Source organism: Microbulbifer sediminum, from assembly GCF_021729035.1.
In the GTDB taxonomy this organism is placed as follows: domain Bacteria; phylum Pseudomonadota; class Gammaproteobacteria; order Pseudomonadales; family Cellvibrionaceae; genus Microbulbifer; species Microbulbifer sediminum.
The window spans coordinates 107,260-120,187 of record NZ_JAJSAP010000002.1 but is presented as its reverse complement, the minus strand read 5'-3'; the positions used below and the strand labels follow the sequence as shown (position 1 = coordinate 120,187).

13 protein-coding genes are annotated in these 12,928 nt (G+C 60.5%); 1 reads left to right on the top strand and 12 read right to left on the bottom strand.

Translation table 11 applies throughout. The features are described 5' to 3' along the window. Nucleotides 1-45: 45 nt before the first annotated feature. Nucleotides 46-1,290, bottom strand: coding sequence for a lipoprotein-releasing ABC transporter permease subunit (locus LVD11_RS03285; protein WP_237056091.1), 1,245 nt, complete (start codon nt 1,288-1,290; stop codon nt 46-48). Between the two features lie 202 nt (nt 1,291-1,492). After that, the gene (locus LVD11_RS03280; protein ID WP_237056082.1) at nt 1,493-3,124 is read right to left on the bottom strand and encodes an alpha/beta hydrolase; all 1,632 of its coding nucleotides are present in this window, start codon (nt 3,122-3,124) and stop codon (nt 1,493-1,495) included. A gap of 199 nt (nt 3,125-3,323) precedes the next feature. On the opposite strand from LVD11_RS03280, the gene LVD11_RS03275 reads away from it, so the two are divergent. After that, entirely contained in the window at nt 3,324-3,635 is a 312-nt protein-coding gene (locus LVD11_RS03275) for a hypothetical protein (protein WP_237056073.1), read from the top strand. A gap of 63 nt (nt 3,636-3,698) precedes the next feature. Here the strand turns inward: LVD11_RS03275 and LVD11_RS03270 are convergent, their stop codons facing one another. From LVD11_RS03270 to LVD11_RS03225, 10 genes are all read right to left on the bottom strand, one after another. Further along, the gene (locus LVD11_RS03270) at nt 3,699-4,163 is read right to left on the bottom strand and encodes a thioesterase family protein (RefSeq protein WP_237056071.1); all 465 of its coding nucleotides are present in this window, start codon (nt 4,161-4,163) and stop codon (nt 3,699-3,701) included. Then, entirely contained in the window at nt 4,160-5,557 is a 1,398-nt protein-coding gene (gene sthA, locus LVD11_RS03265; protein ID WP_237056069.1) for a Si-specific NAD(P)(+) transhydrogenase, read from the bottom strand. The genes LVD11_RS03270 and sthA overlap by 4 nt, the downstream gene beginning before the upstream one ends. Before the next feature lie 121 nt (nt 5,558-5,678). Beyond that, entirely contained in the window at nt 5,679-5,918 is a 240-nt protein-coding gene (gene nqrM, locus LVD11_RS03260) for a (Na+)-NQR maturation NqrM (protein WP_237056059.1), read from the bottom strand. After that, nucleotides 5,915-6,892, bottom strand: coding sequence for an FAD:protein FMN transferase (locus tag LVD11_RS03255; RefSeq protein ID WP_237056055.1), 978 nt, complete (start codon nt 6,890-6,892; stop codon nt 5,915-5,917). The genes nqrM and LVD11_RS03255 overlap by 4 nt, the downstream gene beginning before the upstream one ends. Before the next feature lie 98 nt (nt 6,893-6,990). Beyond that, a complete protein-coding gene (nqrF, locus tag LVD11_RS03250; protein WP_237056052.1) occupies nt 6,991-8,214 on the bottom strand; it encodes an NADH:ubiquinone reductase (Na(+)-transporting) subunit F in 1,224 nt (407 codons plus the stop codon). Nucleotides 8,215-8,232: 18 nt separating this feature from the next. Beyond that, a complete protein-coding gene (nqrE, locus tag LVD11_RS03245) occupies nt 8,233-8,841 on the bottom strand; it encodes an NADH:ubiquinone reductase (Na(+)-transporting) subunit E (RefSeq protein WP_237056051.1) in 609 nt (202 codons plus the stop codon). Between the two features lie 3 nt (nt 8,842-8,844). Beyond that, the gene (locus LVD11_RS03240) at nt 8,845-9,501 is read right to left on the bottom strand and encodes an NADH:ubiquinone reductase (Na(+)-transporting) subunit D (protein ID WP_237056049.1); all 657 of its coding nucleotides are present in this window, start codon (nt 9,499-9,501) and stop codon (nt 8,845-8,847) included. Nucleotides 9,502-9,503: 2 nt separating this feature from the next. After that, nucleotides 9,504-10,286, bottom strand: coding sequence for a Na(+)-translocating NADH-quinone reductase subunit C (locus tag LVD11_RS03235; protein WP_237056047.1), 783 nt, complete (start codon nt 10,284-10,286; stop codon nt 9,504-9,506). After that, nucleotides 10,279-11,490, bottom strand: coding sequence for an NADH:ubiquinone reductase (Na(+)-transporting) subunit B (locus LVD11_RS03230; protein WP_237056045.1), 1,212 nt, complete (start codon nt 11,488-11,490; stop codon nt 10,279-10,281). The genes LVD11_RS03235 and LVD11_RS03230 overlap by 8 nt, the downstream gene beginning before the upstream one ends. 2 nt (nt 11,491-11,492) lie before the next feature. After that, a complete protein-coding gene (locus LVD11_RS03225; protein WP_237056043.1) occupies nt 11,493-12,833 on the bottom strand; it encodes a Na(+)-translocating NADH-quinone reductase subunit A in 1,341 nt (446 codons plus the stop codon). Nucleotides 12,834-12,928 lie beyond the last annotated feature (95 nt).

Below are 12,928 nucleotides of genomic sequence, written 5' to 3'. Positions count from 1 at the left end.
TTTCCGGCGGGCCGCATTCCGGGATGCATTATTCGTTCGGTGCTTTTACTCGTAGCGCAGTGCCTCCGCCGGCTCGATCTGAGCGGCCCGCCAGGCGGGGAACAGGGTCGCCAGGAGGCTCATCAGGATCGCTGCGGTCAGCACAGTGACTGCGTCTGCGGTACGGAATTCCGAGGGCAGGAAGCTGACGAAGAAGACGCGCGGATCAAAGATTTTCGCACCCAGGACGTTCTCTACCCAGCTCACCATGTCGGTCAGGTTGAGGGCGATCAGGATGCCCAGGAGCGCCCCGGCGACGGCGCCGATAATACCGATGGCGCTGCCCTGCACCACAAACACACCCATGATCTGCCGCGATGTCAGCCCCAATGTGCGGAGCACGGCAATGTCCGAGCGCTTGTCGGCGACCATCAGTACCAGCGCGGACACAATATTGAATGCGGCCACCGCAACGATGATCATCAGCATCAGCGTCACTACGGTTTTTTCCATTTTCACCGCCTGGAACAGGCTGCCCTGGGACTTGCTCCAGTCCTCACCGCTGAAGCCCTCACCCAGCGCCTCGGCGTAGCCGGAGACCCTGCCCAGGGCGTTGTTCATATCGTCGAAGCGCAACTGCAGGCCCTGCGCCTTTCCGGGCATCCGCAACAGGCGGCCCGCATCCTCGATATGCACCAGGGCCATGCTCTGGTCCACCTGGGCACCGACAGAGAAAACGCCGCTGACAGTAAAGCGCTTGGTGCGGGGAAAGATGCCGGCCGGGGTAATCACCACTTCCGGCAGAGTGAGGATGACACTGTCCCCGGGAATCACATTGAGCTGGCGCGCGAGGATACGCCCCAGCACGATGTTGTAACTGCGTGGCTGCAGGCTGTCGAGGCTGCCCAGCACCATATGCTCACCCACCTCGCTTACTTCACGCAGCGCCGTGGGGTCCACGCCCTGGAACTCCACCCCGTGGCTCTCATTGCCGGAACCCAGGAGGGCAAAACCGCGCACAAACGGGCTCGCTGCCTCCACGTGGGGCTGCTGCACAAGCTGCCGGGCTGCATCGCGCCAGTCCTCAAGGCCGCCCTCTTTCTCCACAAAACCGTGGGGCACCACACTGAGGATCCTGGTTTTCAGCTCACGGTCGAAACCGTTCATCACTGACGTCACCACGATCAGGGCCATGACGCCCAGTGCCATCCCCAGTAGCGAGAAGCCGTTGATAAAAGAGATAAACTGCTGCCGGCGGCGGGCGGCTACGTAACGCAGGCCAATAAAGAGGGGGACGGGACGGACCCACATAATTCACATAACTCCATTGCGGGGCGGTTGCGGCGCTCAGTTCGCCCATTGCGGCCAGTGGCCATCCGCCTCCGGACTTGCACAGCCTTGCAGTCCAGACTGGCCATCAGCTGCCCGGCGACATCCCGGCAGGTCTCGAGAGGCGATCATAAGACGTGATTTAAACGGATATGACGCGAGAAATCCAAGGAATTGGACACATTTACCGCTTGTTGTATCCCTTCAGCTTCTCGCGCAGTCGGTCCAGGTCCGCTTCCCCCCACCCCTGCGGTTCGGTCAGTGCCAGCCAGGCACGGACGTAATCGGCAGGGGCATAGCTGTGACCAAAGCCCATCGGCGCGATACCGGCATGCATGTCCGCCGCCAGATGGAACATGGTGACGATGGGATACCACTGCAGGTCCGGCGAGACTTCGGGCCCGCGCGGCTTGTTCATCCACGCCGGCTTGCGGAACAGCGCATCCGGGGTAAAGAAGACAATCGGGTCGCTGGAGTGCTGCAGGAAGGCAAGGCGGAAATCCCCCCAGGGGGCGCTGCCCCGGTCATAACCGCCGAAGTGATTGCCGAACCGCACCACGGCACCATCGCCAAACTCGGGCAACCAGGCGGGTGAACCGGGATCGCGGTTGGCGGTCACCGCGCGCCAGGTATCGGTGCGGAAAGGCGGCCCGGTCCACAGGGCACCGTGGAAGGGATCATCAATGATGTCGTAGAAGTCGAAAGAGCGGTCGGAATTGAGCGCGCCCAGGCTAAGGCCAAAGAGGTACAGCCGGGGCCGGGAATCGCGGGGCAGCGACCGCCAGTGGCCGTAAATGGCTTGAAACAGGGCCTCTGCCGACTCCCGCCCGTAGGCATCTTCCGTCATCAGTGCAATCGGGCTCGGCAGGTAGGAATACTGCATTGCCACACTGGCGATATCACCCCGGTGCAGGAACTCGACGGAATTGATGGCTCCCGGGTCCACCCAGCCGGTCCCGGTAGGTGTAATCAGGATCACCACCGAGCGCTCGAAGCCCCCGACCCGGATAAACTCATCGAGCGCCAGTTTGGCGCGCGCCTCCGGCGTTTCCGCCGCATTGAGCCCCACGTAGACGCGGATCGGCTCGAGGGCCCTGCCAGCCACCTCGCGGATATCGGCCTCTGTCGGCCGCAGGGCCAGGTACTGTCGCCCCTGGTGCCCCATATCCTGCCATCGCACCAGGGAATTGGCGCCCCCGGGACTGTCCGGGTTCTCCGGTGCCGGCATATCCGGCGCGATGCGGGCATCGAGTTTCTGGTAGATGGAATCGACCGTGCGCAGACCGGCATTGATCAGTACATCATTGACCGCCGCCCAGAACAGCGCGAATGCCGCCACCAGTCCCAGCAACAGGGAGACCCGCCGGGGAATGAAGCGTTCCAGGTGGCGGGACAGGAAGCGCATGATGCGGTGGAAGAGCCGCGCCAACAGGAGAATGACCAGGAAAATTGCCAGCGCGGCCAGGGTAACGGTCACCGGCCGGCTGCTATCGACCGCCTCCAGGCCCATCAGGGACCGCACAGAGTTCTGCCATCGGGTTGCCTGCCACAGGAAAGCGAGCGCCAGCAATACGCAGGCCACCGCTGTGGCCCACCCGATCACCCTGCGGGCGCCGTCACGCGGCACGGGGAGCTCAAGGAAACGCCACAACCAGACCAGGAATACACCGATGCCATAGCCGGCGGCGAACGATATCCCCGACACAATGCCCTGCATCACGTCATCGCGGGGGATCAATGAGGGGGTCAGTGACAGTGCAAAGAAAATGGTGCCAAGCAACACCCCGGGTATGGAGAGGAAATGGGCGAGTCGCATCCGTGACTATCCGCAGGACAGGATTCTTCTATCAGCCTAGCACAGGCAATCCGATCCCCGGGCCAGCGATGGCTGGCCGATCCCGGGCCAGACTAAAAACGTGAATAATGCCAAATGTTTAGGCACAATATCTGCTTTAATGGCCGGGAAGCTGGCCAGCTTCAGAATGACGAAGGAACCTGTTCGCCGGAGAACAAAAATGCATAATAAACTGATTCGCGGAGCTCCCCTGTCCTGGCTCGGTGCACTGGCAGTGGGCCTCGCGCTCGGGGCCTCCTCTGGGAGCCTGGCCGAGACTGTTGAAGTACCCGTGGGGGAACAGGGCCAGGTTGCCGAGGCATCCACCATGCGGGGACTGGACAAGGACCAGGTGACCGCTCGCCTGGGCGAGCCGGTTGGCATCCAGGGCCCGGTCGGCGACCCGGCCATTTCACGCTGGGAGTATGCGGACTTCTACGTTTACTTTGAGTGGGACAAGGTGCTGCACGTCGTCAACAAGCCGCGAGGCTGATCCGCAGCGATGGGAGGGCGCACCCCGCCCTCCAGCCAGAGCCTGCTTCCAGCGCCAGGCTACTCAGTACAGGAAGGTAGCGGTGCCGGTGGCGATCAGCTCTTCCGCATCATTGTGCAGTTCCATCCGGGTAACCACCAGCTTGTTACCGGCGCGAAGGATGGAGCCGTGACACAGGAACCGGTCTCCCCTGCCCGGCTTCAGGTAATCCACCCGCATATCCACCGTACCAAGCTTCGATAACCGCTCGGTTTTCTCCTTCCAGTGAATATCCCCCATACGCTGGTAGGCAGCCACCATGGCCGTCAGGCCACCCACTGTATCCAGTGCCGTGGCAATCACCCCGCCATGCAGGATTTCTTTCCAGATATTACCAATCAGCTCCGGGCGCAGCTCAAATGACGCTGAGAGCCGGAGGTTCTCCAGGTCCAGCTCCTGCATCTCCAGCCCAATCTGCCGGTTAAAGGGAATCTGCTCGAAGAATCCCTTCACCAGTTCACGGAACTCACTGGGCGATGGCTCGCTCACAGTCGCATTACCCGGTTAAGACCGTCCAGGGCAGCACTGCGATAGGCCTCCGCCATGGTCGGGTAGTTGAAGGTGGTGTTCACGAAGAAATCGATCACGTTGTTGGGCGATGGCTGTTTCATGATCGCCTGGCCAATGTGCACAATTTCCGCTGCCTCGGCGCCGAAACAGTGAATGCCCAGGATCTCGTGGGTTTCGATATGGAACAGGATCTTCAGCATACCCACGCGCTCGCCGGAAATCTGCGCCCGCGCCGTGTGCTTGAACAGCGCCCGCCCAACTTCGTAAGGCACCCGGGCGGCAGTCAGCTCAGACTCGGTCTGGCCCACGGAGGAAATCTCCGGCAGGGTGTAGATCCCGGTGGGTGCATCCTCGATCACCCGGTGCCCGCGACCGGCGATAGCTGCGGCTACCGCCCTGCCCTGGTCGTAGGAGGCGCTGGCCAGGCTCGGCCAGCCGATGACATCGCCCACGGCGTAGATGCTGTCCACGTCGGTGCAATAGTGCTCATCGACGGTCAGCTGCCCGCGGTGGTTGGCCTCCAGGCCGACATTATCGAGGCCCAGTGAGCCTGTGTTGCCCGAGCGCCCGTTACACCACAGGAGCGCGTCCGCGTGGATCCGCTTACCGGACTGCATCTCCATGATGACGCCGTTATCGGTGGGCACCACCTTGGCGTACTCCTCCTGGTGGCGGACGGTCACGCCCATATCCCGCAGGTGGTAGCTCAGTGCGTCGGAAATCTCATCATCGAGGAATTCCAGCAGGCTGCCACGGGTATTGATCAGGTCGACCTTGATCCCCAGTGCGGCGAAGATGGAGGCATACTCGCAACCAATCACACCGGCGCCGTAGATCATCATGGAATGCGGGGTGTGCTGCATTTCCAGGATGGTGTCGCTGTCGTAAACCCGCGGATGGTCAAAGTTCACATCCGCCGGACGGTACGGGCGCGAGCCGGTGGCGATGACAAACTTGTCGGCCTTGAGTACCTCTACAGCGCCATCCTGCAACTGAACCTCGATGGTATTCGCATCGCGGAAACGGGCTTCACCGAGAATCAGCTCAACCCGGTTGCGGGCATAAAAGCTGGTGTGCATTTCCACCTGGTAGTTGATGACCTTATGGACTGACTCCATCACCTGGGGGAATGACAGCCGGCAAGGCTCACCCAACGCACGGAATACCGGCTGGGTGTTGTAGCGCATAAGCTGTTTGACGGAGTGGCGCAACGCCTTGGAGGGAATGGTGCCCTTGTGGGTACAGTTGCCACCCACCGCCGGGCGCTTCTCTATGACTGCCGCCCGCATGCCCTTCTTGGCTGCGCTCATCGCCGCCGCTTCCCCTGCGGGGCCGGATCCGATCACTACCAGGTCAAATTTCTGTTCTGCCATCTACCAGCTCTTGATAATTGTGGTTCTGTTTTATTTTAGAAACGGCGGGTTGCCGCCAGGGAACCCGACAAGGTCCACCCTGCGGGCGCACCCTGCGCGCCCGCCAAACCATGAGTCCTGATCAGTGCTTCCTGGTTGCGTCGTAAGCCAGGTCCGCCTGCTGCGACAGTTTCTCCTGGCGCTCCTGCTCCTTGCGACACTCATCGTCATCGCCGCCGCAGATGTCGCAGTTCTCTTTCAGGCCCAGCGTATTGAGGCCACCGCAGGATCCCTTCAACGGCTTGTTCTGGAAGATGGCACCCACCGCCATCCCGGCCACGATCAGGATCATGGCAACGAATGCAAAAATATAAATAGTCACGTCTCAGACTCCTCCAGGTAGGGAGCAAATGCGCTGCTGTAACGCTCTTCGAAACCATCTTTGGTCTTAACCAGCATAAATACGGCCAGGCCCTCCCGCTCAGCCAATTGTAACCCCGCATCCGCGCCCATCACATTCAACGCGGTAGCGAGGCCGTCCGCCTCGGCGCAGTTGTCGGCGATCACCGTGACCGAGGCCAGCTGGTGGGACAGCGGCCGCCCGGTGCGCGGATCGATACTATGGGAATACCTGACGCCATCGCGCTCGTAATAATTCCGGTAATCCCCACTGGTGGCCACCGCCCGGTTGCTCACCCGTACCGGTTTGTGAACGACATGCCCCGCGGTTGTCGGGCTTTCGATACCGATGCGCCATTCCCGTCCATCGGGGTTGTGGCCGCGGGTACGGAGTTCCCCGCCGATTTCCACCAGGTAATTGGCAACACCCAAGTCATCCAGCAGGCGTGCAACCCGGTCAACCCCATAGCCCTTGGCAATCGCCGACAGGTCAAGCTGGACCGGACGCTTGCGGGTCAGCCGGTCAGGCTTGCGTTCCAGCACCAGCGCATCGGAACCAAGCTGGGCCAGCAGGCTGTCAATTTCCGCCTGTGCGGGGACCTGTTGCGGCTCCGGCGTGGGGCCAAACCCCCACAGGTTCACCAGTGGACCCACGGTAATATCGAATGCGCCCTCGCTGCGGCGATAGATATCCAGTGCCAGGCCCACGACCTCGGCCAGCGGCGCGCTGACCGGAACCGGTTCACCAACCGGACCGTCATTGAGCTGCATCAATTCTGAATCCGGTATATAGGTGGACATCTCCTGGTTGACCGCCACAAGCTCGCTGTCCACCAGTGACTGCAGTCCCTCACGGGTCACGCCATCCGGCGCATCCACAATCGTCAGGTGATAGCGGGTCCCCATGGTGGGGCCTGTCAGCTTCCAGGTTTCACCACCGGGCGAACAGGCCGCCACGGACACCAGGCACAAAAGCAAAAACAGGGCCCGGAATGCGGGCCCTGTTTTTGTTGTTATCGGGTGTTTAACTGCTCTGGGCAAATCAATCACTCCGATCAGCCGCCAAAGTCATCCAGCATGATGTTGTCATCTTCAACGCCGAGATCCTTCAGCATGTTGATAACAGCAGCGTTCATCATGGGCGGCCCGCACATGTAGTACTCGCAGTCTTCCGGTGCCGGGTGATCCTTCAGGTAGTTTTCATAAACCACGTTATGGATAAACCCGGTGTAGCCACTCCAGTTGTCTTCCGGCTGCGGATCGGACAGGGCAACGTGCCACTGGAAGTTATCGAACTCTTCCTGCAGGCCGTTGTAGTCGTCCTCGTAGAACATCTCACGCAGGGAGCGCGCGCCATACCAGAAGCTGATCTTGCGCGTGGAGTTCAGGCGCTTCAGCTGGTCAAAGATATGGGAGCGCATCGGTGCCATACCGGCGCCGCCGCCAATAAATACCATCTCATTATCGGTGTCCTTGGCAAAGAACTCACCAAAGGGACCGTAAACGCGGATGGTGTCGCCCGGCTTCAGGTTGAAAACGTAGGAAGACATCTGGCCCGGCGGTACACCTTCGGTGCGGGGCGGCGGGGTGGCGATACGGATGTTGAACTTCACCACGCCCTTCTCTTCCGGGTAGTTGGCCATGGAATAGGCCCGCACCACCGGCTCGCTCACCTTGGACTCCAGGTTGAAGAAACCGAAGTTCTCCCAGTCTCCACGGTACTCTTCCTCGATGTCGAAATCGGAGAATTTAACGTGGTGGGGCGGAGCCTCCAGCTGCACGTAACCACCAGCGCGGAAGTCTACGTTCTCACCTTCCGGCAGCTTCAGGGTCAGCTCTTTAATAAAGGTGGCCACGTTCGGGTTGGATTCCACAGTGCACTCCCACTGCTTCACACCGAACACCTCTTCGGGCACCTCGATCTCCATATCCTGCTTTACTGCCACCTGGCAGGACAGGCGCTTTCCTTCTTTCGCCTCACGCGGGGTGAAATGGGCCGCTTCGGTGGGCAGCATATCGCCACCACCGGCAGTGACCTTGCACACACACTGCGCACAGCTGCCACCGCCACCACAGGCGGAGGCCAGGAACAGGTTGTTGGCCGCCAGCGTCTGCAGCAGCTTGCCGCCGGCCGGCACGGTGAGGGTCTTCTCACCGTTAACCAGGATATTGACGTCGCCGGTGTTTACCAGGCGGGAACGGGCAACGAGGATTACCGCCACCAGTGCCAGCACGATGACGGTAAACATCGCAACGCCGAGAATAATTTCCAGATTCATCGTATTGCGCTCCCCCGATTAGATATCGATACCACCGAAGGACATGAAGCCGAGCGACATCAGACCAACGGTGATAAAGGTGATACCCAGACCCTTCAGGCCATCCGGTACATCACTGTACTTGAGTTTTTCGCGGATTCCCGCCAGTGCGGTAATCGCCAGTGCCCAGCCGAGGCCGGCACCGAAGCCGTAAGCCACACTCTCGCCGAAGTTGTACTCGCGCTCCACCATGAACAGGGACGCACCCATGATGGCGCAGTTCACGGTAATCAGCGGCAGGAATACACCCAGGGCGTTGTAGAGCGCCGGCACGTATTTATCCAGGAACATCTCCAGGATCTGTACCAGGGCCGCAATTACGCCAATGTAGGACAGCAGGCCGAGGAAGCTCAGGTCAACGTTGGGGTAACCCGCCCACGCCAGGGCACCGTCTTTCAACAGGTAGGTGTAGATCAGGTTGTTCACCGGGACGGTCAGGGTCAGAACCACGATAACCGCAACGCCCAGGCCAACAGCAGCCTCGATCTTCTTGGAGACGGCGAGGAAGGTACACATACCCAGGAAGAAGGCCAGCGCCATGTTCTCGACGAACACGGCCCGAACAATCAGAGAAATATAATGTTCCACTTATCAGGCCTCCTGCGCTTTGGTGTTATGCGCAATCTTGAACTCGTCCTCTTCCACCTGTGCCGGCTTCCAGGTACGCAGCGCCCAGATAAACAGGCCGATCAGGAAGAATGCGCTCGGCGGCAGCAGCAGCATGCCGTTGGGTACGTACCAGCCGCCGTTGTTCACGGTCTGCAGGATCTCCACACCCAGCAGCTTGCCGGCACCGAACAGCTCACGGATCACGGCCAGGCCAATCAGGATCACACTGTAGCCAAGGCCGTTACCCAGGCCGTCGAAGAAACTGGCCACCGGGCCGTTTTTCATGGCGAAGGCTTCAGCACGGCCCATCACGATGCAGTTGGTAATGATCAGGCCGACAAATACGGACAGCTGCTTGGAGATGTCGTAGGCCAGTGCCTTGATCACCTGGTCCACCAGGATTACCAGCGACGCAATCACGGTCATCTGCACGATGATGCGGATACTGCCCGGGATCTGCTTGCGGATCAGCGACACCAGCACGTTGGAGCAGCAGGTGACCAGGGTCAGTGCCACACACATTACCAGCGTCACTTTCAGCGAGCTGGTTACCGCCAGGGCGGAACAGATACCCAGGATCTGCAGCGCGATGGGGTTATTGTTGAAAATCGGTTCCAGCAGAGTGTCTTTGATTTTCATGCTTACGCCTCCCCTGCTTTCAGGTTGTTCAGGAAGGGACCATAGCCCTCACGCCCGAGCCAGAATTCCACCAGGTTGTCGACGCCCTTGCTGGTCAGGGTTGCGCCGGACAGGCCGTCGACCTTGTACTGGGCATTCGGGGTATCTTTGTCGACACTCCCCTTGATGACGCTCAGGGCGACATCGCCGTCCTGGTCGTAGACTTCCTTGCCTTCCCAGATCGCTTTCCAGTTGGGATTGTCAACTTCGCCACCCAGTCCCGGGGTTTCCTTGTGCTCATAGAAGCCCAGGCCGGCAACGGTGTTCAGGTCACTTTGCAGGGCCAGGAAGCCATACAGCTGTCCCCACAGGCCGTAGCCGCGGATCGGCAGGATGATCTTCTCGAGCTCGCCATTCTTTTCCACCACGAAAACTTCCTTGATGTTCTCGCGACGGATGATCTTGGCAATATCCTGCTCCGGGGTCAGCTTTTCACTGGCCGACGGAACCTTGGCCGCAGCGCGGCCACTGCCGCCAGCGGGCTTCTCGTCGGTGAACTTGCCAGTGCGCAGGTCGACGTACTTCTTGGTGACGTTTGCAAACGCCTCCTCTACCGCCGCCTTGCCCGCCTGGTCGGGATCGATCAGGCCACCGGCCAGCAGGACGTTGCGCTTCAGGTCCAGCGCGGCATTCGCCTGCTGCATGGGCTTCAGCATGACAGCCGCGGTGGAGACCACGACGGAACACACGATACACAGCACCAGGGCTACGATCAGCGTTCCTTTTACAGTTTCTTTATTAGCCACGTGCCAACCTCCGTTTGATATGAGACTGCACCACAAAGTGGTCAAACAGCGGGGCGAACAGGTTGGCGAACAGGATCGCCAGCATGATGCCTTCCGGGAAGGCCGGGTTCACAACGCGGATCAGCACGGTCATGACCCCGATCAGGATGCCGTAGTACCAGCGGCTCATATTGGTCATGGCCGCGGATACCGGGTCGGTGGTCATGAAGATCAGGCCGAACGCGAAACCGCCAACAACCAGGTGCCAGTACCAGGGCACATTGAAGAACGGGTTGGTCTCGGAACCGATAAAGTTGAACAGCGTGGCGGTTGCCATCATACCCAGCAGTGTGCCGGCCACGATGCGCCAGCTGGCGATCTTCATGCTCATCAGGATCGCGCCGGCGATCAGGATGACAAAGGTCGAGGTCTCACCGATGGAACCGTGCATGTTGCCGAAGAAGGCATCCCACCAGGTCAGCGGGCCGGAGGCAGCGGCGATCACACCATTCTGCACACCCTCATTGGCGAGCACGGACAGCGCGGTAGCGCCGGAGTAACCGTCGACGGCGGTCCACACCATGTCACCGGACATGGAGGCCGGGTAGGCAAAGTACAGGAATGCACGGCCGGTCAGCGCCGGGTTGAGGAAGTTCTTGCCGGTACCACCGAACACTTCCTTGCCGATCACAACGCCAAAGCTGATACCCATCGCCACAAGCCACAACGGCAGGTCCGGCGGGCAGCTCAGTGCAAACAGGATGGAGGTGACGAAGAACCCTTCGTTGACCTCATGGCCCCGCACCGCGGCGAACAGCACTTCCCAGATACCGCCCACGATAAACGTGGTCAGGTAAATAGGCAGGAAGAACATGGCTCCGTATACGAAGTTGTCCCAGGTGCTCGCGGGGTTGTAGCTGCTCAGCGCGCCGATAATGGCATGGCGCCAACCGTCAAACCCGGTGGTGCCCATATCGGCAATAATCAGGTTGGACTGATAACCGATATTCCACATGCCCCAGAAGGCAGCCAGCATCGCGCAGGCCCACACACTGATCATGATGCGCTTCAGGTCGATGCCGTCACGCACATGGGCGGTGGTTTTGGTGCGGTCCGCGGGCTGGAACAGGCCAGTGTCGATCGCCTCGTAGAGCGCGTAGAACTTTTCGTATTTGCCGCCTTTATGGAAATGCGGCTCAATGGAATCGAGGAATTTGCGCAGCATCCTTAACCCTCCTTCTCAATACGGGTCAGGTTGTCCCGCAAAATGGGGCCGTATTCATACTTGCCCGGACAAATGAAGGTACACAGGGCCAGATCTTCTTCGTCCAGCTCCAGCGCGCCCAGCTGCTGGGCAGTCGCGGTATCCCCCACAATCAGTGCGCGCAGCAGCTGTGTGGGCAGAATATCCAGCGGCATGATGCGCTCGTAGGCACCGATCGGCACCATGGCCCGCTCGGACCCATTGGTGCTGGTGGTAAAGTTGAACTTGCGGTTCTTGAACAGCCGCGAGAGGTAGATCGGCAGTGCGGAGAAGCGCTTGTTGCCTGCGCGCAGGTAATGCAGGAAGGGGCGCTCATTGCCCTCTTCCAGTACGCTCACCTGGTTGGCGTAGCGTCCAAGATACCCCAGCGGGCCGCTGGCCTTGTGACCACCGAATACCGAACCGGAGATAATGCGGTTATCGCCCTCTTTCAGGGAACCTGCGGTCAGCTCCTCGAGGTTCGCGCCCAGGCGGGTGCGCAGCAGGCGCGCCTTTTCCACCTGCGGGCCACCCAGGGCCACCACGCGATCGGTGAACAGGCGTCCGGTCTCGAACAGCTTGCCGACCGCAATAACATCCTGGTAGCCAATGGTCACAACGCTGCGACCGGGCTTGACCGGATTGAGAAAGTGGATGTGGGTTCCGGACAGGCCGGCCGGGTGCGGGCCGGCAAAGGCCTCGCGACTGACACCGGGCATCTCGGGAACCGGGATATCGGCATCCGGCGCGGTGCAGACAAAGGTCTTCGGCGCCAGCTTGGCCAGGATTTCGACACCGCGGGAGAAGGCATCGCGCTGCTCTGCGATCACCAGTGCCGGGTTACCCGCCAGCGGGTTGGTATCCATGGCATTGATAAAGACCGCGGACGGCTCGGCATCCAGGGCCGGCACCTTGCTGTACGGACGGGTACGCAGGGCGGTCCAGAGACCGGACTGCACCAGATTCTCCCGCACCTGCTCCGCAGTCAGGGTCTTGAGCTGGTCGGCGCTGTAGGAAGCGAACTGCTCGGCCTCATCGCCGTCTATCTCGATCACTACAGACTGCAGTGCACGGCGGGCACCGCGATTGATGGCGACCACCTTACCGGCCGCGGGCGCGGTATAGCGCACACCCTCGGTCTTCTTGTCGGTAAACAGCAGCTGCCCCAGTTTGACGCTATCCCCCTCTGCCACCGCCATGGTCGGCTTCATCCCGTGGTAATCGGGGCCGAGCACAGCGACGGTCTTGAGCGCAGGGCCATCATGGATGGCCTGCTCGGGCGCGCCGGATATGGGTAATTCCAATCCCCGACGGATCTTTCTCATACGCCTATGCCTAAGTTACTAGTTTAAGAAAGTATGCGAATGCAGCGACCAAACCTCCGGCACCTGCCGGAAGCCCGGGGCTGCATCCAGGAATT

What these genes read in the sequence shown, in the direction of transcription:
- sthA (WP_237056069.1), bottom strand. Translation starts at nt 5,557, where the DNA reads ATGGCAGAACAGAAATTTGACCTGGTAGTGATCGGATCCGGCCCCGCA.
- LVD11_RS03275 (WP_237056073.1), top strand. Translation starts at nt 3,324, where the DNA reads ATGCATAATAAACTGATTCGCGGAGCTCCCCTGTCCTGGCTCGGTGCA.
- LVD11_RS03280 (WP_237056082.1), bottom strand. Translation starts at nt 3,124, where the DNA reads ATGCGACTCGCCCATTTCCTCTCCATACCCGGGGTGTTGCTTGGCACC.
- LVD11_RS03240 (WP_237056049.1), bottom strand. Translation starts at nt 9,501, where the DNA reads ATGAAAATCAAAGACACTCTGCTGGAACCGATTTTCAACAATAACCCC.
- LVD11_RS03225 (WP_237056043.1), bottom strand. Translation starts at nt 12,833, where the DNA reads ATGAGAAAGATCCGTCGGGGATTGGAATTACCCATATCCGGCGCGCCC.
- nqrF (WP_237056052.1), bottom strand. Translation starts at nt 8,214, where the DNA reads ATGAATCTGGAAATTATTCTCGGCGTTGCGATGTTTACCGTCATCGTG.
- LVD11_RS03230 (WP_237056045.1), bottom strand. Translation starts at nt 11,490, where the DNA reads ATGCTGCGCAAATTCCTCGATTCCATTGAGCCGCATTTCCATAAAGGC.
- LVD11_RS03285 (WP_237056091.1), bottom strand. Translation starts at nt 1,290, where the DNA reads ATGTGGGTCCGTCCCGTCCCCCTCTTTATTGGCCTGCGTTACGTAGCC.